This is a genomic window from Streptomyces sp. NPDC054765, assembly GCF_053612065.1.
Genome location: NZ_JBSHBP010000012.1, coordinates 102,848 through 121,934, shown reverse-complemented (window position 1 = coordinate 121,934; position 19,087 = coordinate 102,848). Strand labels below are relative to the sequence as shown.

Below are 19,087 nucleotides of genomic sequence, written 5' to 3'. Positions count from 1 at the left end.
GTGTGACCTGATCGCGCCGGGCTCCGGCATGTGGCGCGGGTGAGGTGGGCAACGGCGCAGTGGTGGGGCGTTGACAGCGCGTTGCCGGGCTTCTAGCGTCAGCCCTGCTCAGGCTACTAAGCGGTTGCTCACCCACGGGATCGGTGCGGCGGACCGCTTGTCGAGGTTTCGAGGGTGAGGAGAACCCGCATGTCCACCACCGAGCAGCGCGTCGCCATCGTGACGGGCGCGGCCCGCGGTATCGGCGCGGCCACCGCCGTCCGCCTGGCCGCCGAGGGCCGTGCCGTCGCCGTACTCGACCTGGACGAGGCGGCCTGCAAGGACACCGTCGAGAAGATCACCAAGGCCGGCGGCAAGGCCATCGCGGTCGGCTGCGACGTCTCGGACGCAGAGCAGGTGGAGGCGGCGGTCACCCGGGTCGCCTCCGAGCTCGGTGCGCCGACCGTCCTCGTCAACAACGCCGGTGTGCTCCGCGACAACCTGCTGTTCAAGATGAGCGAGACCGACTGGGACATGGTCATGAACGTGCATCTGCGCGGCGCGTTCCTGATGTCCCGCGCCTGCCAGAAGCACATGGTGGACGCCAAGTTCGGCCGGATCGTGAACCTCTCCTCCAGCTCGGCGCTCGGCAACCGCGGCCAGGTCAACTACTCGGCGGCCAAGGCCGGTCTGCAGGGGTTCACCAAGACCCTCGCCATCGAACTCGGCAAGTTCGGCGTCACCGCCAACGCGGTCGCCCCCGGCTTCATCGTCACCGACATGACCGCCGCCACCGCCGAGCGCGTGGGCATGGGCTTCGAGGACTTCCAAGCCGCGGCCGCGACCCAGATCCCCGTCCAGCGGGTCGGCCGGCCCGAGGACATCGCCAACGCGATCGCCTTCTTCACCGGCGATGCGGCCGGCTTCGTCTCCGGCCAGGTCATGTACGTCGCCGGCGGCCCGCTCAACTGACCGCCCACCGACTTCAGGAGTACGGGACATGACCGAGCAGCACAGCGGGCTCCCCGAGCCCTCCGGCAAGGTGGCGCTGATCACCGGTGCCAGCCGCGGTATCGGCTACGGCATCGCCGAGGCCCTGGTGGCCCGCGGCGACCGGGTCGTCATCACCGGCCGTAACGAGGACGCCCTCAAGGAGGCCGCCGAGAAGCTGGGCGCCGACCGGGTGACCGGCGTCGCCGGCAAGGCGCATGACGAGGCGCACCAGGCCGTTGCCGTCGAGCGCGCGATGGAGGCCTTCGGCCGCGTCGACTACCTCGTCAACAACGCCGGAACGAACCCGGTGTTCGGCCCCATCGCCGACCTCGACCTGGGGGTCGCGCGCAAGGTGTTCGAGACCAATGTCGTCTCGGCGCTCGGCTTCGCCCAGCGCACCTGGCACGCATGGCAGAAGGACCACGGCGGCGCGATCGTCAACATCGCCTCGATCGCCGGCCTTGCGCCCTCGCCCTTCATCGGCGCGTACGGGATGAGCAAGGCCGCGATGGTGAACCTGACGCTCCAGCTCGCCCACGAGTTCGCGCCCGGGGTGCGCGTCAACGCCATCGCTCCGGCGGTGGTCAAGACCAAGTTTGCGGCGGCGCTGTACGAGAACCGCGAGGAGGAGGCGGCGGCGGGCTACCCCATGGCGCGGCTCGGCGTCCCGGAGGACATCGGCGGAGCCGCGGCCTTCCTGCTGTCCGACGCCTCGGGCTGGATCACCGGCCAGACGCTGGTCGTCGACGGCGGCCTGTTCCTCAACGCCGGGGTCTGACGACCGGGGCCCGGCCGGGGTCTGACGACCGGGCCCCGCCGGGGGCTGAGGGCCGGGGCCCCGCCGGGGTCTGACGACCGGTGCCGGGTCCGACTGCCGGGCGGGTTCCTGACGGGGCCTTGCGCCCGGGTGCGCTCCAGGAGACGGAGTCTGCGGTGCCGGCCCTCATCGGGGCCGGCACCCCGTGCGCCGGCAGGCCTGCCGTGGAGAGATGCCCTGCACCCGGCTTCCGTGCCGTACAGCGGCGGTGCAGCTGCCGGCGGCCGCACCGGGCCTGCCCCGCGGGATGCCGGTGGAGCGCGACGAGGAGTTCCCCGATCACGCGGCAGCGCCCGCCCGGTCCGGTGCCGCTCGGGCATGGGACGCTGAGGGCAGGTGCCTCCTTACGTGCGGACCGGCCGCTGCCGGAGCGGTACGGCCACCCGGCCCGACACCGCCTGGGACGGGCCGGGTGCCGGCTGCGGGCGGGGCCCCCGGCCTGCGGACGGCGTTGTCAGTGGTCGCCGGTAGGTTCTGTGAGTGAGAACGCATCGCACACCGGAGGTTGTTGACGTGGTCACCGACATGCTGCCCGAGTCCTGGCGCGGGGTCCTCGGCGAGGAGTGGGAGAAGCCCTATTTCAAGGAGCTCACCGACTTCGTCGAGCAGGAGCGGGCCGAGGGCCCGGTCTATCCGCCCCGCGAGCAGGTCTTCGCGGCGCTGGAGGCGACGCCTTACGACCAGGTGAAGGTGCTCATCCTGGGCCAGGACCCGTACCACGGTGCGGGCCAGGGCCACGGCCTGTGCTTCTCCGTGCAGCCCGGTGTCAAGACACCGCCGTCGCTGCGGAACATCTACAAGGAGATGAAGGAGGAGCTGGGCCACCCGATTCCGGACAACGGCTATCTGATGCCCTGGGCCCAGCAGGGCGTGCTGTTGCTGAACGCCGTTCTCACGGTCCGCGAGGCCGAGGCCAATTCGCACAAGGGCAAGGGCTGGGAGAAGGTCACCGACGCGGTGATCCGCGCCGTGGCCGCCCGGCCCGACCCGGCGGTCTTCGTGCTGTGGGGGAATTACGCCAAGAAGAAGCTGCCGCTGATCGACGAGGAGCGGCATGCCGTGGTGCAGGGCGCGCACCCCTCCCCGCTGTCGGCGAAGAAGTTCTTCGGCTCCCGCCCCTTCACCCAGATCAACGCCGCGGTCGCCGCACAGGGCCATGCCCCGATCGACTGGCGCATCCCTGACCTGGGCTGAGCCGGCGGGCCCGGCCGCCGGCCGGGCCGGGGGCGCCCCCACCACCCGGTGCGTCGCGCACACCGCGCGCAGGTCCCTTCCGGCGGTTAGCGTCGGGGGAGCGGCAGTGGCCGTGGTGAGCGAATACGGAGTGCACGGTGGTGGAGAAGCGGCGGGAGGCGACGCCCGAGGACGGGGTGCTGACCCGGATCGGCCAGGCAATCATGTTGCATCGTGCCGGCGACCGGGAAGAGGCACGCAACCGTCTCTCGGCGCTGTGGCACGAGATCGGGCCGCAGGGAGATGCCTTCCACCGCTGCACCCTCGCCCATTACATGGCCGACACCCAGGACGACCCCAGGGATGAACTGGACTGGGACCTCAGGGCCCTGGAGGCGGCCGAGGGCTTCGTCACCGAACGGCCCGGAGCCGGTGCCGCACAGGGGGAGCCGAAGGTCGCCGACGGTCCCGGACCCCGCCACCCCCTCGTCGCGCTCCGGGCATTCTTCCCCTCGCTGCATCTCAATATCGCGGCCGACTACGCCGCCCTGGACCGGCCGGCCGATGCGCGCGCCCAGCTGCGGCGCGCCCGTGCCTCGGTCAACGCCCTCGCCGACGGCCAGTACCGCCAGGGGCTCCGGGACGCCATCGACCGCCTGCAACTGCGGATCGACGGCATCGCGGGCCACACCCCGTAGCCCGGCGCCGCGGGCCCAGGGTCTTCCACCGGGGCCGGGTCGTCCACCGGGGCCGGGTCGCCCTGCTCGGCGACGCCGTCCACCCGATGACCCCGAACCTCGGACCTGATGGCGCCACCGCCCGCTTCGCCCCGGATCCGGTGCTGCGGCCCCTGGACGGGATCGCCGACGGGCGGCCGCCGGCCGGCACGTATGCTTCCGGCACGCGAGGCACCAGGGCCGCGGCGCAACCCAAGGAGCACGAGTGAAGGTCGGCTGCATCGGACTCGGCGATATCGCCCAGAAGGCGTATCTCCCCGTACTGGGCACACAACCAGGGCTCGAACTGCATCTGCACACCCGCACCCCGGCCACCCTCGAACGTGTCGGCGCCGCCCACCGGCTGACCGCGGAGCAGCTCCATACGGACCTGGACTCGCTGCTCGCCACGGGCCTGGACGCGGCCTTCGTGCACGCCGCCACCGCCGCCCACCCCGAGATCGTGACCCGGCTGATCGAGGCCGGCGTACCGACCTATGTCGACAAGCCGATCTCCTACGAACTCGCCACGTCCCAGCGCATCGTCGCGCTCGCCGAGGACCGGGGAGTGGGCCTCGCCGTCGGCTTCAACCGCCGCTTCGCGCCCGCCTACACCCAGTGCCGCGAACACGCACGCGATCTGATCGTGATGCAGAAGAACCGTATCGGCCTGCCCGAGGACCCGCGCACACTGGTGCTGGACGACTTCATCCACGTCGTGGACACCTTGCGGTTCCTCGTCCCCGGCGACATCGACCACATCGATGTGCGCGCCAGGATCCGTGACGGACTGATGCAGCATGTGGTGCTGCAGCTGTCCGGCGACGGCTTCACCGCCCTCGGCATCATGAACCGCCTCAGCGGCTCCACGGAGGAGATCCTCGACGTCTCCGGGCAGGACACCAAGCGCCAGGTCGTCAATCTCGCCGAGGTCATCGACCACAAGGGGCAGCCGAGCATCCGGCGGCGCGGCGACTGGGTGCCGGTCGCCCGGCAGCGCGGGATCGAGCAGATCGTCCTGGCGTTCCTGGACGACGTACGGGCCGGCCGGCAGCCGTCCGCCGAGGACGCGCTGCGTACCCACGAACTGTGCGAACGGGTGGTCACCGACGCGCTCGCGCAGGCCGCCTGCTGAGCGCCCGCAGCCCCGCGTATCCGCCGGCGAGCACCAGTGTGCCCATCGCTCCGTACACCGCCCAGTCACCGAACCGGGTGTACGGGCTGGTGCCCTCGGCCAGCGGCAGGTCGTAGACGGCCGCCGCGCTGCGATCGGTGCCGAGCCGCTCGCCGATCTGCTCACCCCGCGGGCCGTACGCCGCACTGATGCCGGTGAGCGTGGCGTGCACCATCGGCCGCCAGTTCTCCGCCGCCCGCAGCGCGCCCAGCGACGCATGCTGCGCGGGCGCCCAGCTGTCCTGGAACGTCGAGGTCGCGGACTGGGCGACCAGCACCCGCGCACCGTCACGCGCCAGATGGCGGCTCATGTCGGGGAAGGCCGTCTCGAAGCACACCAGCGGCCCGATGCGCAGTCCGCCCGCGGTGGCGATGGGCATCACCACCTGGTGGGTGCCGCGCAGCCGGTCCGTGGTGGCCGCCTTGCCCACCCGGGTCGCCCAGCCCAGCACGGACCGGAACGGGACGTATTCGCCGAAGGGCACCAGCCGCATCTTGGCGTAGCGGTCCCCGGTCGGTCCGTCCGGTCCGATCAGTACCGCGCTCTTGGAGATGCCCGGCCGTCCGGCGTGCGCGGAATCGGCGTTGATCAGCAGCTCGGCGCCGGTCTGCCGGGAGAGGGCGGCGAGCCGGGCGGCGAGCGCCGGGTGGTCCGCCGGGTCCGTGGAGAGGCTGCTCTCGCCCCAGACGACCAGGCGCACGCCGCGGCCCGCCAGCGACCGGGTGAGGGCCTCACTCCTGGCCAGACGCGCCGAGGGGGTGCCGGTCAGGCCGGGCTGGACGACGGCCATCCGGACCGTGCCGGTGATCCTGGGGGCCGGCCCCCAGAACCAGACCACGGTGCCCGCCAGGACGCACACCAGCAGCCCGGCGACGGCGGGCAGCCGGGCCGCCGGGCGGGCGATCAGCTCGGCCAGTGCGGTGTTCACCGCCACGATCAGCAGGCTCAGCAGCCACACCCCGCCGATCGACGCCAGCCGCAGCGCGGGCGGCAGCTGCCACTGGCCGGCGCCGAGGAGCCCCCAGGGGCCGCCCAAGTACTCCCAGGACCGGACCAATTCGACCATCAGCCAGCCCGACGGCACCAGCACCAGCGCGGCGGCACACCGCCCGCCCGTCACCCGCTGCCGCCCTTCGCCCGAGGAGCCCGCGGACCCCGTCCGGGGGGACCCCGCTCGCGCCCCCGCGCTCGCCGGGGGCGCGCCGCCCAGCAGCGCACGGACCAGCACCCCCCAGGGCGCCCACAGCGCCCCGAGCAGCAGGGCGAGCACGAGGATGAAGATGTGCAGGCTCGGCAGCAGCCACTGGTGGACGGCCAGTATGAAGCCGGTGCCGCCCAGCCAGCCGTCCAGCGCCGCCCGCCGGTAGGTCGGCGCCGACCGCACCAGCAGCAGCCACGGCACCAGGGCGCCGTACGCCAGCCACCACCAGGACGGCGCGGGAAAGGTGAGGGCCGGCACCGCGCCGGCGAGCGCGGCGGCCACCCCCCGTGCCCAGGGAGAGCCGAGCCACCGTGCCTGACGGCCGAGCGGTCTGTCCATGCGGCCTCCCTGGGGGTTCCGGCCGGTCGGACGGCCAGTGTGCGCGCAGGGGCCGGGCAGCGAAAGGGGGGTCGCCGCAACGGCCGACCCCGGCGCCGGCACATGGCGGGGGCGGTCAGTCACCGGCGGCCCGCACCTGGCGCCACTTCTCGTGGACGACGACCCCGGTCAGACGCCAGCCGTCGGAGGTGCGCCGGGCGGTGAACTCATAGCGGCCGGCACAGGTGTAATTGGGGGCGGTCGGGCCGTCTCCGTCATCCGTCGCGGGGCCGGCGAGCCGCATCGGGTTGAGGTAGTCGGCCTGGACCGTGGCCGTGTCGCCGGGGGCGCCGTCCCGGCGGGCGAGGGTGATGCGGCGGTTGACGATCAGATGCTGCCGTATGGCGAAGTGCCGCAGCATGCCGGCGAGCCAGGCCGCGACCTCTTCCGTACCGCCCTCGATACCGCCCGCGGAGCGGTAGTCGGCCCGGCCGTCCGGGGTGAACAGGGCCAGATAGCCGGGCCAGTCGCCGTCGTCCACGGCGATGGCGTACCCGGTGATCAGATCGTCGAGGGCGAGGCGGTCCATGACAGTGGAGTGTTCCGCGCGCTGCGTCATCGCCTCAGTTTTCGGTATCCGGAAGGCCCTCGCCAAGAGGCGGGGCCTTCCGGCGCGGCGTCAGTTCACCAGCGCCGACTCCGCCACCGGATCCGGGCCGGAATCGGTGCGCCCGGCAACCTCCGCGGCTTCCCCGGCGTCCTCCCGGCGGTCCGGGGAGTCGGCGAACTGCGTCCGGTACAACTCCGCGTAGCGTCCGTCGGCGGCCAGCAGCGTCTCGTGCGTCCCGCGTTCGACGATCCGGCCGCCCTCGACGACCAGGATCAGGTCCGCGGCCCGTACGGTCGACAGCCGGTGCGCGATGACCAGGGCGGTCCGGCCGTCCAGCGCCTCGGTGAGCGCCTCCTGCACCGCCGCCTCGGAGGTGTTGTCCAGATGGGCGGTGGCCTCGTCCAGGATCACCACCCGGGGGTGGGCGAGCAGCAGCCGGGCGATCGTCAGCCGCTGCCGTTCGCCGCCCGAGAGGCGGTAGCCCCGTTCGCCGACGACGGTGTCCAGACCGTCCGGGAGTCCGGCGATCAGCTCCTCCAGACGCGCCCGGCGCAGCGCGTCCCACAGCTCCTCCTCGGCCGCCTCCGGCTTGGCCAGCAGCAGGTTCTCGCGGATCGAGTCATGGAAGAGATGCCCGTCCTGGGTGACCATCCCGAGGACGTCGCGCAGCGAGGCGGCGGTGAGATCGCGGACGTCCACCCCGGACAGCCGGACCGCTCCGGTGTCGGTGTCGTACAGCCGCGGCAACAGCTGGGCCACGGTCGACTTGCCGGCGCCCGACGACCCGACCAGGGCGACCATCTGGCCCGGTTCGGCCCGGAAGGAGATGCCGTGCAGAACCTCCTCGCCGCCCCGGGTGTCGAGGGTGGCGACCTCCTCCAGGGAGGCCAGCGAGACCTTGTCGGCGGACGGGTAGCCGAAGCGGACGGAGTCGAACTCCACGGACACCGGACCCTCGGGGACCGTGCGGGCGTCCGGCTTCTCGGAGATCAGCGGTTCGAGGTCGAGCACCTCGAAGACCCGCTCGAAGCTGACCAGCGCGCTCATCACCTCGATATGGGCGCCGGACAGCGCGGTCAGCGGGGCGTAGAGCCGGGTGAGCAGCAGGGCCAGCGAGACGATCGCGCCGGGCTCCAGCTGTCCGCGCAGCGCGAGGGACCCGCCCAGGCCGTAGACGACGGCCAGCGCCAGGGCGGAGACCAGGGTGAGGGCGGTGACGAAGTACGTCTGGACCATCGCCGAACGGACCCCGATGTCGCGCACCCGGCGGGCCCGGGTGGCGAATTCGGCGGACTCGCGGGCCGGACGGCCCATCAGCTTGACGAGGGTGGCGCCCGGCGCGGAGAACCGCTCGGTCATCTGCGTACCCATCGTCGCGTTGTGGTCGGCGCCCTCCCGGCGCAGATCCGCCAGCCGCCGGCCGACCCGGCGGGCGGGCAGCACGAACAGCGGCAGCAGCACCAGCGCGATCAGGGTGATCTGCCAGGACAGGCCGAGCATCACCACCAGCGTGAGCAGCAGCGTCACGATATTGCTGACGACCCCGGACAGGGTGTCGCTGAACGCCCGCTGGGCGCCGATCACATCGTTGTTCAGGCGGCTGACCAGCGCGCCGGTACGGGTGCGGGTGAAGAAGGCGACAGGCATCCGCTGGACGTGGTCGTAGACGGTCGTCCGCAGATCGAGGATCAGCCCCTCGCCGATGCTCGCCGAAAGCCAGCGGGTCAGCAGCCCCAGACCGGCCTCCGCGACCGCGATCACCGCGATCAGCCCGGACAGCCCGACGACGACGGACGCCGGGCCGCCGCCCACGATCGCGTCCACCACCCGGCCCGCGAGCAGCGGAGTGGCCACCGCGAGCATCGCGGTCACCGTGCTGAGCACGAGGAACCACACCAGGTGGCGGCGGTGCGGGCGGGCGAATGCGGTGATGCGGCGCAGGGTGCCGCGGGAAAAGCGGCGGCGGCCCTGTTGAGCCGTCATCGTGCTGTGCAGCGCATGCCAGGCGGTGACTTCCATGTCCATGGTGGCCTCCGGTGTGCCGGGTCGTCACGGGATCGCCGTGAGTGACCGGCGACATAGCAGCAACCTAGGACCTCAACCAATGTTGAGGTCAACTGATTGCGGCGCCGTCACCCGTCGGGGCGTGCGGGACACCGCGCCCACGGTACGCCTCGGTCCGTACGGTCTCGGACAGCACCGTCGAGATCGCCACGACCTCCATACCGCCCTCGGCGTGCGGCAGCAGCACCGCGCCGGTCGCCGCCTCGGCCAGTTCCCGGCCCTTCTCCGCGACGACGGTGAGGGCGTTGGTGGTCGTCGAGCCGGTCTCGGGCGCGGCCAGCAGCGCCGTGGTGACGGACGCCGCACCGTCGATCCAGCGTCTGCGCTGCCGGGCGGCGGAGTGCATCCGGGCATTGCTCAGGGCGATACCGGCCTCCGTGGCCAGCACCCGCACCAGGTGCAGATCGGCTTCGCCGAACTCCCCGCCGTCGCCCTTCCCCGTGACGTACAGCGTGCCGAACCGTTCCCCCTGCACCTGGATCGGCACCTCCACAGACCCTCCTGCGGGTGGCTCGCCCCCGGGGGAGGGACCGTGGGTGATCCGGTCGCCGGGCCCTTCGCCGTCCTCGGGGCGCAGGGCGACGACGGCATGGCGGGCGCCGGTGAGGGAGGCGGCGGTCTCGGCGATGCGGCCCAGCGCGCGGCGCAGATCGTGGTCGGAGCCGACCGCCACCATCGCCTCCAGAAGCTGCGGAAGCCGGGAGATCGGCCCACCGGCCAGCTCGCGCAGGCTCTGCGCGGTGCGTTCGGGGAGATCTCCGGCGGGATCCGACGGCTTCAGGGCACACCTCACACATTCGGGCGGTTCGAACAGTCTAATTCGTTCGAAAGGGTGGTATTGGGCCCCTCGGGCCGGGGGCCTCACGAGGCACGGGGGGCCGGCCCGTCGAACCGGCGGCTTCCGGCGCGCCCTATCTCGGCCACGCCCGCAAGGGGCGACTTTGAGACAACCTGAAGCTCTGGCGTGCGCCGGGACTTTGAGGGCGCGGACTGCGGGTAAGCCGTAGACAACTACGGGCACAGCAGCAAAAACGCAGAGACTCAGACGACACACCACCGCATCACCGACGACCCGGAAACGGGCCGACCCGCCCGGATTGCGCCGGGCGCCCCCCACACCTACCGAACATCTCCGCCGCAGACGCGTGGCCATATCCCGCGCCTCGGCACGAAAGTGGGCCGGGCCGATGGATGAAGGTCAGTACTACCCGAGAATCGTGGGACCCAGCTGCGCGGCCGGCGGCACGACCGTGCTGGAACTCCGTGGTGAGCTGGACATTCTCGCCGTGTCGGTGCTGTCCGACCGGCTGGACGAGATCACCGGCACCCAGGGCGCCGACCTCGTGGTCGACGTACGTGCGGTCACCTTCATCGACTGCGCCGGACTGTCCCTGCTGAGCCGCGCCCGCTACCGCACGCGGCAGCGGGGCGGCCGGCTGCGGCTGACCGGTGTCTCGGGCGGCGGGAGCGTCGCGCGGCTGCTGCGGATGACCGGGCTGACCGGCAGCTTCGACCTCGTGACCGACGAGGCCGGGACCGGCGAGGCGGCCCGAGACGCCGGAGCCGCCGGAGCGGCCGGGGTCACGGACGCCGCCGGCACCGCCGTCGCCTGACCGGCGCTGCTCCGCCGGGTGACCGCGCGCCCCGTACGCCGCCGGTCCGCCCCCGCGCCCGCCCACGGCCCGGCGGCGCGGCACCGGCTCAGGCCGGCAGGGCCGCCTCGATGGCGGTGACCAGCTCCTCGGCCTCCGGCTCGGTGCGCGGCCGGAAGCGGCCCGCGACCTGTCCCCGGGCATCGATCAGGAACTTCTCGAAGTTCCACTGGATGTCGCCGGCCGCCCCTTCGGCGTCCTCGGTACCGGTCAGCGCCGCGTAGAGCGGGTGCCGGTCCTCGCCGTTGACATCGGTCTTCTCGAACAGCGGGAAGCTCACGCCGTACGTCGCCGAGCAGAAGGTGGCGATCTCCTCGGCGGTGCCGGGCTCCTGGCCCGCGAACTGGTTGCTGGGGAAGCCCAGCACACTGAAGCCCCGGTCCCCGAAGCGCTGCTGCAGCCGCTCCAGGCCCGAGTACTGCGGGGTCAGCCCGCATTTGGACGCCACATTCACCACCAGCAGGGCCTTGCCCCGGTAGTCGGCGAGCGAAGCGGGCTCACCGGTCAGGGTGCGCAGCGGGATGTCGTACAGGCTCACGGTCATGCTCCTCGTCACGGGTCCGCGGATACGGACGACCATCATCCGCCCCCACCGCGGCGCCCGTCACGGTCTTCCCCGGATCGTCGACCGGCCAGGACACCACCGGCCGGATCTCCCCCGAGCGCCACTCCTTCAGCAACTGGTCGAAGATCGGTGTCCGCTCCTCGGCCGGGCGGCGCGGCTGTGGGGCGGGAGGCGGCAGCGCCGGCGGCTGGTGGGGCAGGGAGATGCGCTGAAAGGGGTGCGGGGCGGGCTTCTTGGCATCCATGCCCGGACTCAACCGGAAATCGGTCCCCGAGTTGCGGGACGCGGCCGGGACGGTCCGCAGAAGCCCCTGCGGTGGTGACGGGCAGAAGATACGTTCGCGCGCGACGGAGGGACCGGCGGAATGTCCCGCCGGTCCCTCCGTCATCATCAGCCTCGTGTGCCACAGCACCCGGTTCCTGCCGTTCGAACAGGGCGTTGGCGTGCCGGGCGGGTCAGCTCCGGCACAGCAGCGCTTCGAGCACCTCCCGGAGCGCCGCCTCGGGGTCGGCCACCCGCCCCTCGGCCCGCCACGCCACGAAACCGTCGGGGCGCACCAGCACCGCTCCCTCGGGCGTCGTCCCGTGCTTCTCGGCCCAGTCGGCGCCCTCCTCGGGAGCCAGGTCGTCGTCCGGCCCGGCGCCGATCAGGTAGCAGTCCAGCCCGAGGGAGAACTCCTCGTTGGCGCCCTTGGCCGCGGTGCGCCACATCTCGCCGTCGGTACCGGTCAGCAGGACGAAGGACTTCTCGTACAGATCGAGGGTCGAGCGGCGTACGCCGCCGGCCCGCAGCCACATGTGCGGGGCGCGGGTGCCCGGTTCGCCGGTCAGCCGCATCTGTTCGGGAACCACCGGCAGTTCGGGGTCGGCGCCGACCACGGCACCCTGCGGGTAGCAGTACCCCAGCGCGACGGTGAGCACCCCGCGCTGCCGGCCGCCGCCCGCGCCGGGCGCCGGCGCATACCCCGGGTGGCTGTGCTCGGCCGAGCGCGCCGAGGCGCGGGCGCTGGTCTCCCGCGCCACCGGCTGCCGTTCCGCCTCGTACGTCGCCAGCAGTCCGGGGCCCGCCGAGCCGTTCAGCACGGCGGCCAGCTTCCAGGCGAGGTTGTGTGCGTCCTGGATACCGGTGTTGGAACCGAACGCCCCGGTGGGGGACATCTCGTGGGCCGAGTCGCCGGCGAGGAAGACCCGGCCGGCCGCGTAGCGCTCCGCGACCCGCTCGGCGGCGTGCCACGGGGCCTTGCCGGTGATCTCCACGGCCAGGTCCGGTACGCCCGTTGCCCGGCGGATGTGGTCGATGCACCGCTCGTCGGTGAAGTCCTCCAGGGTCTCGCCCCGGTCGGGGTGCCAGGGGGCGTGGAAGACCCAGTCCGCCCGGTTGTCCACCGGCAGCAGGGCGCCGTCGGCCTCGGGGTCGGTCAAGTAGCAGGCGATGAAACGACGGTCACCCACGACGTCCGCGAGCTGCGGCGCACGGAAGGTGATGCTCACGTTGTGGAACAGGTCGCCGGGCCCGGTCTGCCGGAAGCCCAGCCGCTCCCTGACGGGGCTGCGGGGGCCGTCGGCCGCGATGAGGTAGTTGGCGTGCACGGTGGTGAGCTCGCCGGTCTCCCGGTTCCTGAGGGTCGCCCGCACACCCTGGGAGTCCTGTTCGAAGGAGCTCAGCTCGGTGGAGAACCGCAGGTCACCGCCGTGCTCGCGGGCGCAGCGCACCAGTACGGGTTCCAGGTCGTTCTGGCTGCACAGGCACCAGGCCGACGGGCTGATACGGGCCAGCCCGCCGCCCGGGTCGATCTCCTTGAACAGCCACTCCTGGTCGTCGCCGGTGAGCGAACGGGTTTGCAGGATCCCGTGGTTGTCGGCCAGGACCGACGCGGCCTCACGGATCCGCTGCTCGGCACCGGCCACCCGGAACAGCTCCATCGTGCGGACGTTGTTCCCCCGCCCGCGCGGGTGGCGGGAGGTGTCCGCGTGCTTTTCGACCAGCAGATGTCTGACACCCAGTCGGCCCAGGAACAGCGACGCGGACAGGCCGACCAGGGACCCGCCCACGACGAGTACCGGAACCCGCTCTTCGACGGTGGGATTCATTGCGTGCTCCAGCTCCAGGGACGCTGACGGCAGATGGAGCACGAATGCCCGGCTGAGGACCTGTTCGATCACGGTTCACCTGCATGGCTCACACATCTCGCGCCACCCGTGGGTCCCGGCCACGATCGAATCCGGGACGCCCCCCGGACACCGGGCCGGCCGCCCCCACCATCCGGCTCAGTCACCCGGATCGCACCGGAACTGACGACGCACCACTGGGGCCATCGGGCCCCGAAGGAGATGCGTAGAAGATGACAACGCTGTCGGAACGAATATCCCAGTCGGCCTTCGACGGCTCACGGCTTCGGGTCGTGCTGCTCCTGGATCTCCATGACGGAGCCCAGCAGCGCTTCCTGGAAGCCTACGAGCACCTGCGCAACCAGGTCGCGTCCGTCCCCGGGCACATCACCGACCAGCTGTGCCAGTCCATCGAGAACCCCTCCCAGTGGCTCATCACCAGTGAATGGGAGAGTGCACCGCCGTTCCTGGCCTGGGTCAACAGCGAGGAACACGTGAAGATGGTCCAGCCGCTGCACGGCTGTGTCCGCGACACCCGGTCGCTGCGGTTCAGCGTCCTTCGTGAGACCTCGAACATCGCCAGCCTCGTGCCCGAGCCTCCCAAGGGCCGTCTGCAGGCCAATCCCCGCGTCGGCGACGGGGTGGTCCGGCACGCGCTGACCTTCACCGTGAAGCCGGGCAGCGAATCGATGGTCGCGGAGATCCTCGCCGGGTACACCTCCCCGGAGGCCAAGGTCGACGAGGCCACCCGGCTCCGCCGTACCTCCCTTTTCATGCACGGCAACCGCGTCGTGCGCGCGGTGGAGGTGCAGGGCGACCTCGTCGCGGCGCTGCGGCACATCTCCCAGCAGCCCGAGGTCCGGGCCGTCGAGGAGGCCATCAACCCGTATCTGGAGCAGGACCGCGACCTGAGCGATCCGAACTCCGCCCGGGTGTTCTTCACCCGTGCCGCACTGCCCGCGGTGCATCACGTCGCGGCGGGGGGAGCGCAGCCCGACGGCATCCGGCGGCATGCGCTGTTCTACCCCGCCAAGGAGGGGTGCGGGATGGTGCTGGCCCGGATGCTGGCCCGTCAGGACGAGCTGGCCGCCGACGACCAGTCCTGTCCCGTCGCCGGCAGCACCATCTTCCAGCGCGACGACGTCGTGGTCCGGCTCATCGACCTCCGGATCCCCCTCGACAGCGACCCCGTGCTGGCGCTCGGTGTGCGCGGCCCCCGCAAGACGGCCGTGCTGCGGCGGCTCCTCGACACCGAGGTGACCGGCGGTCTGTCGAACGACCGCGAGCTCGCGCGCTTCCTGGAGCGCTCCGACATGGCCCTCATCACCGACCGCCGGGCGCCGGGCGCCTGACTGCGCCCGGCCGCAGCAGGTCTCCCCCTCTCATTCACCCCGGCCTCACGCCCTTGGAGGAAGCAGCCATGACCACGCACCGCCCACGCATCGTGGACCTCAGCGAGACCCAGCCCAACCGCCGGCGCGGAGGTGATCTGCGCGCCATGCTGACACCCAGCGCGGTGGGCGCCACGAGCGGCTTCATGGGCATGGCACTCGTGCAGCCCGGCGAGCAGATCGGCGAGCACTACCACCCCTACTCCGAGGAGTTCGTGTACGTCGTCCAAGGCGCGCTCGAAGTGGACCTCGACGGGGAACCGCACCCGATGCGCCCGGACCAGGGACTGCTGATCCCCCCGTACATGCGGCACCGCTTCCGCAATGTCGGGGACGTGGAAGCCCGTATGGTCTTCCACCTCGGTCCGCTGGCCCCGCGCCCCGAGCTCGGACATGTCGACACCGAGGGCACGGAAGAGAGCACACCGGCCGCACCACCGGAACGCACGGAGCCGGTGTCATGACCCGCCGTGTGGCGGTCACCGGTGTCGGGGTCGTCGCGCCGGGCGGTGTGGGTGTGCCCGCCTTCTGGGACCTGCTGTCCGCAGGCCGCACGGCGACCCGCGGCATCACCCTCTTCGACCCGGAGGGGTTCCGCTCGCGCATCGCCGCCGAGTGCGACTTCGATCCCGCGGCCCACGGGCTGAGCGAGGAGCAGGTGGCCCGCTCGGACCGGTACATCCAGTTCGCGATGGTCGCCGCGGACGAGGCGCTGCGCGATGCCGGCCTGGACACGGAGACCGAGGACCCCTGGCGCGTCGGGGTGTCCCTGGGCACCGCGGTCGGCGGCACCACGCGCCTGGAGCACGACTATGTCGCGGTCAGCAACCACGGGCAGCGGTGGGATGTCGACCACCGCCCGGCCGGCCGCCATCTGGAACGGGCGTTCTCCCCGAGTTCGCTCGCCTCCGCGGTGGCGGAACGGATCGGCGCCCACGGCCCGGTGCAGACCGTCTCCACGGGCTGCACCTCCGGCCTCGACGCCATCGGGTACGCCTTCCACTCCATCGAGGAGGGCCGGGTCGACGTGTGCATCGCCGGTGCGTCCGACTCGCCGATCTCCCCGATCACCGTGGCCTGCTTCGACGCGATCAAGGCGACATCCGCGAACAACGACGATCCCGCCCACGCCTCCAAGCCGTTCGACGCCCACCGCGACGGATTCGTGATGGGCGAGGGCGGCGCCGTGCTCGTCCTGGAGGAGCTGGAACACGCCCGCGCCCGCGGTGCGACGATCCACTGTGAGATCCGTGGCTACGCCACCTTCGGCAACGCGTACCACATGACCGGTCTCACCCAGGAAGGCCTGGAGATGGCCGAGGCGATCAACAGCGCACTCGGCCACGCCAGGATCGACGCCACCCAGGTGGACTACGTCAACGCGCACGGCTCGGGCACCCAGCAGAACGACCGGCACGAGACGGCCGCGGTCAAGCGGTCGCTCGGCGCGCACGCCCGCACCATCCCGATGAGTTCCATCAAATCCATGGTCGGTCACTCGCTCGGGGCCATCGGTGCGATCGAGATCGTGGCCTGTGTGCTGGCGCTCACCCGTCAAGTGGTGCCGCCCACGGCCAACTACGAGACTCCGGACCCGGAGTGCGACCTCGACTATGTGCCCAAGACGGCACGGGAGTTGCCGCTGCGCTCGGTGCTCTCGGTCGGCAGCGGCTTCGGTGGATTCCAGTCAGCGGTGGTACTGACCCGACAGGGTGGGAGGGCATCATGAGCTCCCCGAAGGAACGTCATTCCGTCGTCACCGGCATCGGTGTCATCGCTCCCAACGGGGTGAGCACCGAGACCTTCTGGAAGGCGACGGTGGAGGGCATCAGCGTCCTCGACCGCGTCACCCGCGAGGGGTGTGAGCAGCTTCCGCTCAAGGTCGCCGGCGAGGTCCGCGGCTTCGATCCGGCGGATCTGATCGAGGAGCGCTACCTCGTCCAGACCGACCGGTTCACCCACTTCGCCATGGCGGCGGCCAACCTCGCGCTGGACGATGCCCGGCTCGGCCGTGCCGACTACAACGACTCGCCGTTCGCGGTGGGAGTCGTCACGGCCGCCGGATCGGGCGGTGGCGAGTTCGGCCAGCGGGAGCTGCAACGGCTCTGGGGCCAGGGCTCCCGCCATGTCGGCCCTTACCAGTCGATCGCCTGGTTCTACGCGGCGAGCACCGGACAGATCTCCATCCGGGGCGGCTTCAAGGGGCCGTGCGGAGTGGTGGCCAGCGACGAGGCGGGCGGGCTGGATGCCCTGGCGCATGCCGGCCGCACCATTCGGCGCGGCACCGATGCCGTCGTCGTGGGCGCCGCCGAGGCGCCCCTGGCTCCCTACTCGGTCGTCTGCCAGCTCGGCTACGACGATCTGAGCACGCTCGACGATCCGGCCCGCGCCTACCGCCCGTTCACCAGCGGCGCATGCGGGTTCGTGCCCGCCGAGGGCGGCGCGATGCTGATCGTCGAGGAGAAGACGGCGGCCGTGAACCGCGGGGCGAGCGTCCGGGCCGTGCTGGCCGGACACGCCGCGACCTTCACCGGGGCCTCCCTGTGGGAGGAGTCCCGGGACGGGCTCGCGCACGCCATCCGCGGCGCACTGGCGGATGCGCGGTGCGCCCCGGAGGAGATCGATGTGGTGTTCGCGGATGCGCTCGGCGTCCCTGCGGCCGACCGGGCCGAGGCGTTGGCGATCGCGGACGCCCTGGGCCGGCACGCCTCGCAGGTCCCGGTGACCGCACCCAAGACCGGCACCGGGCGGGCGTACTGCGGCGCCCCCGTCCTGGACACCGCGGCCGCGGTGCTCTCGATGGAGCAGGGTGTCGTACCGCCCACCCCCAACGTCGTCGACGTCTGCCACGACCTTGACGTGGTGACCGGCCGGGCCCGCCCCGCCGAGTTGCGGACGGCGCTGGTGCTGAGCCGGGGGCTGATGGGCTCGAACGCGGCAATGGTGCTGCGGAAGGGCTCCCCGTCCCCCTCGTGAGAAGGAGAACTGCACATGAACGCTCAACTGACGCTCAATGAGCTGGCCGCGCTGATGAAGTCGGCCGCCGGCCTCACCGTCGACCCGAAGGAGCTGGCGAACCGGCCCGACGCGACCTTCGCCGAGTTCGGCCTGGACTCGCTCGGCCTCCTCGGCATCGTGGGCGAGCTGGAGAACCGGCAGGGCCGGCCGATGCCGACCGACGCGGAGCGCTGCAAGACGCCGCGCGACTTCCTCGGCCTCGTCAACACCGCCCAGGACAAAGACACCGTACCTACGACAGGAGCATGACATGTCCGGCCACACCGAGAACGACATCACCATCGCGGCGCCCCTCGACCTCGTCTGGGACCTCACCAACGACATCGAGAACTGGCCGCAGCTGTTCAGCGAGTACGCCTCGGTCGAGGTGCTGTCCAGGGAGGGCGACAAGACCACCTTCCGGCTGACGATGCACCCGGACGACAACGGCACGGTCTGGAGCTGGGTCTCCGAGCGCGTCGTCGACCGCCGCAACCGCACCGTCCGCGCCCGCCGCGTCGAGACCGGTCCCTTCGCGCACATGGACATCCACTGGAAGTACGCCGAGATCCCGGGCGGCACCTCCCTGCACTGGACCCAGGACTTCGCCATGAAGCCCGATGCCCCGGTCGACGACAAGGGCATGACCGAGCTCATCAACCGCAACTCCCGGATCCAGATGGAGCTCATCCGCGACCGGATCGAGCAGCGTGACCGCGAACTCCGGTCCACCACCGTCAGCTGACGGCCCGCCGGGCCGCGTCCGGACCGCCACCCGGCGGCAACGAAGGGATCTCCCTGATGCATCACGCTCTGATCGTCGCCCGTATGGCGCCCGGCTCCGCTCCGGACATCGCCGAGGTCTTCCAGGCCTCCGACCGTACGGAACTGCCGCATCTGGTCGGCGTCTCGCGGCGGACCCTCTTCCAGTTCGGTGAGGTGTATCTGCACCTCATCGAATCCGACCGGCCGCCCGGCCCGGAGATCGCCAAGGTGACGGAACACCCCGAGTTCCGCGCCGTCAGCGACAAGCTGTCCGCCTTCGTCAGCGCGTACGACCCGGAGACCTGGCGAAGCCCCAAGGATGCGATGGCCCAGCAGTTCTACAGCTGGCAGCGCGACGGCAGCGGCTGACGCGCAGGCGGAGCCGAGGCGATCCCCCGGCTCCCGCGCGGGCCCGGACGAGGGCAGGGTCGCGGGGGGGGGGGCGGCCGCGCCCCCCCGGCGCCCGCTGGGGTTCCCCCCGGGGGCGTTAAAAAAAAATAGCGGGGGCGGGGCCGCCCGGGCGGGGGGGGCCCCCCCCCCACGTGGACACCCGGTGCACGGCGA

General features: G+C 71.9%; 20 protein-coding genes. 13 read left to right on the top strand and 7 right to left on the bottom strand.

Going from position 1 to position 19,087, the window contains the following annotated elements:
- Nucleotides 1-189: 189 nt before the first annotated feature.
- The 5 genes from fabG (at nucleotide 190) to ACWGJY_RS11095 (ending at nucleotide 4,813) form a co-directional block, all read left to right on the top strand.
- Nucleotides 190-951 (top strand): 3-oxoacyl-ACP reductase FabG, encoded by a 762-nt coding sequence (gene fabG, locus ACWGJY_RS11115; protein ID WP_453260486.1) that lies wholly within the window; start codon nucleotides 190-192, stop codon nucleotides 949-951.
- Nucleotides 952-979: 28 nt separating this feature from the next.
- Nucleotides 980-1,750 (top strand): SDR family oxidoreductase, encoded by a 771-nt coding sequence (locus ACWGJY_RS11110; protein ID WP_453260485.1) that lies wholly within the window; start codon nucleotides 980-982, stop codon nucleotides 1,748-1,750.
- A gap of 564 nt (nucleotides 1,751-2,314) precedes the next feature.
- Nucleotides 2,315-2,983, top strand: a complete 669-nt coding sequence (locus ACWGJY_RS11105) for a uracil-DNA glycosylase (protein WP_453260521.1) — start codon at nucleotides 2,315-2,317, stop codon at nucleotides 2,981-2,983.
- 140 nt (nucleotides 2,984-3,123) lie between these two features.
- Nucleotides 3,124-3,660, top strand: coding sequence for a hypothetical protein (locus ACWGJY_RS11100; RefSeq protein ID WP_453260520.1), 537 nt, complete (start codon nucleotides 3,124-3,126; stop codon nucleotides 3,658-3,660).
- A gap of 244 nt (nucleotides 3,661-3,904) precedes the next feature.
- Entirely contained in the window at nucleotides 3,905-4,813 is a 909-nt protein-coding gene (locus ACWGJY_RS11095) for a Gfo/Idh/MocA family protein (protein WP_453260484.1), read from the top strand.
- Here the strand turns inward: ACWGJY_RS11095 and lnt are convergent.
- The 4 genes from lnt to ACWGJY_RS11075 all read right to left on the bottom strand — a co-directional run bounded on the left by lnt (nucleotide 4,782) and on the right by ACWGJY_RS11075 (nucleotide 9,838).
- Nucleotides 4,782-6,392 (bottom strand): apolipoprotein N-acyltransferase, encoded by a 1,611-nt coding sequence (lnt, locus tag ACWGJY_RS11090; RefSeq protein WP_453260483.1) that lies wholly within the window; start codon nucleotides 6,390-6,392, stop codon nucleotides 4,782-4,784. The two genes, ACWGJY_RS11095 and lnt, sit on opposite strands and share 32 nt — an antisense overlap.
- 115 nt (nucleotides 6,393-6,507) lie before the next feature.
- On the bottom strand, nucleotides 6,508-6,990 hold the full coding sequence (locus ACWGJY_RS11085) for a nuclear transport factor 2 family protein (protein WP_453260482.1): 483 nt from the start codon (nucleotides 6,988-6,990) through the stop codon (nucleotides 6,508-6,510).
- Nucleotides 6,991-7,050: 60 nt separating this feature from the next.
- Nucleotides 7,051-9,006 carry an ABC transporter ATP-binding protein gene (locus ACWGJY_RS11080; RefSeq protein WP_453260481.1) on the bottom strand — a complete coding sequence of 652 codons (1,956 nt, stop codon included), beginning with the start codon at nucleotides 9,004-9,006 and terminating at the stop codon, nucleotides 7,051-7,053.
- Nucleotides 9,007-9,094: 88 nt separating this feature from the next.
- Nucleotides 9,095-9,838, bottom strand: a complete 744-nt coding sequence (locus tag ACWGJY_RS11075; RefSeq protein ID WP_453260480.1) for a GAF domain-containing protein — start codon at nucleotides 9,836-9,838, stop codon at nucleotides 9,095-9,097.
- A gap of 424 nt (nucleotides 9,839-10,262) precedes the next feature.
- On the opposite strand from ACWGJY_RS11075, the gene ACWGJY_RS11070 reads away from it, so the two are divergent.
- The gene (locus tag ACWGJY_RS11070) at nucleotides 10,263-10,658 is read left to right on the top strand and encodes an STAS domain-containing protein (RefSeq protein WP_453260479.1); all 396 of its coding nucleotides are present in this window, start codon (nucleotides 10,263-10,265) and stop codon (nucleotides 10,656-10,658) included.
- An 88-nt stretch (nucleotides 10,659-10,746) separates the two neighbouring features.
- Here the strand turns inward: ACWGJY_RS11070 and ACWGJY_RS11065 are convergent, their stop codons facing one another.
- The 3 genes from ACWGJY_RS11065 to ACWGJY_RS11055 all read right to left on the bottom strand — a co-directional run bounded on the left by ACWGJY_RS11065 (nucleotide 10,747) and on the right by ACWGJY_RS11055 (nucleotide 13,352).
- Nucleotides 10,747-11,235: a glutathione peroxidase gene (locus ACWGJY_RS11065; RefSeq protein WP_453260519.1), complete on the bottom strand. Its 489-nt coding sequence runs from the start codon at nucleotides 11,233-11,235 to the stop codon at nucleotides 10,747-10,749.
- Nucleotides 11,195-11,506, bottom strand: a complete 312-nt coding sequence (locus ACWGJY_RS11060) for a hypothetical protein (RefSeq protein WP_453260478.1) — start codon at nucleotides 11,504-11,506, stop codon at nucleotides 11,195-11,197. The genes ACWGJY_RS11065 and ACWGJY_RS11060 overlap by 41 nt, the downstream gene beginning before the upstream one ends.
- A 211-nt stretch (nucleotides 11,507-11,717) precedes the next feature.
- Entirely contained in the window at nucleotides 11,718-13,352 is a 1,635-nt protein-coding gene (locus ACWGJY_RS11055; RefSeq protein ID WP_453260518.1) for an FAD-dependent oxidoreductase, read from the bottom strand.
- A 251-nt stretch (nucleotides 13,353-13,603) separates the two neighbouring features.
- Between ACWGJY_RS11055 and ACWGJY_RS11050 the strand changes: the two genes are divergently transcribed.
- From ACWGJY_RS11050 to ACWGJY_RS11020, 7 genes are all read left to right on the top strand, one after another.
- Nucleotides 13,604-14,722: a SchA/CurD-like domain-containing protein gene (locus ACWGJY_RS11050; protein WP_453260477.1), complete on the top strand. Its 1,119-nt coding sequence runs from the start codon at nucleotides 13,604-13,606 to the stop codon at nucleotides 14,720-14,722.
- A gap of 68 nt (nucleotides 14,723-14,790) precedes the next feature.
- Entirely contained in the window at nucleotides 14,791-15,225 is a 435-nt protein-coding gene (locus ACWGJY_RS11045) for a cupin domain-containing protein (RefSeq protein WP_453260476.1), read from the top strand.
- Nucleotides 15,222-16,490, top strand: coding sequence for a beta-ketoacyl-[acyl-carrier-protein] synthase family protein (locus ACWGJY_RS11040; RefSeq protein ID WP_453260475.1), 1,269 nt, complete (start codon nucleotides 15,222-15,224; stop codon nucleotides 16,488-16,490). Before ACWGJY_RS11045 ends, ACWGJY_RS11040 begins: the two co-directional genes overlap by 4 nt.
- Nucleotides 16,487-17,737, top strand: a complete 1,251-nt coding sequence (locus ACWGJY_RS11035; protein ID WP_453260474.1) for a ketosynthase chain-length factor — start codon at nucleotides 16,487-16,489, stop codon at nucleotides 17,735-17,737. Before ACWGJY_RS11040 ends, ACWGJY_RS11035 begins: the two co-directional genes overlap by 4 nt.
- A 15-nt stretch (nucleotides 17,738-17,752) precedes the next feature.
- Nucleotides 17,753-18,028, top strand: coding sequence for an acyl carrier protein (locus ACWGJY_RS11030; RefSeq protein WP_453260473.1), 276 nt, complete (start codon nucleotides 17,753-17,755; stop codon nucleotides 18,026-18,028).
- Nucleotide 18,029: 1 nt separating this feature from the next.
- Nucleotides 18,030-18,503, top strand: a complete 474-nt coding sequence (locus tag ACWGJY_RS11025) for an SRPBCC family protein (protein WP_453260472.1) — start codon at nucleotides 18,030-18,032, stop codon at nucleotides 18,501-18,503.
- Nucleotides 18,504-18,559: 56 nt separating this feature from the next.
- Nucleotides 18,560-18,892, top strand: a complete 333-nt coding sequence (locus ACWGJY_RS11020; RefSeq protein ID WP_453260471.1) for a TcmI family type II polyketide cyclase — start codon at nucleotides 18,560-18,562, stop codon at nucleotides 18,890-18,892.
- The last annotated feature ends 195 nt before the right edge of the window (nucleotides 18,893-19,087 follow it).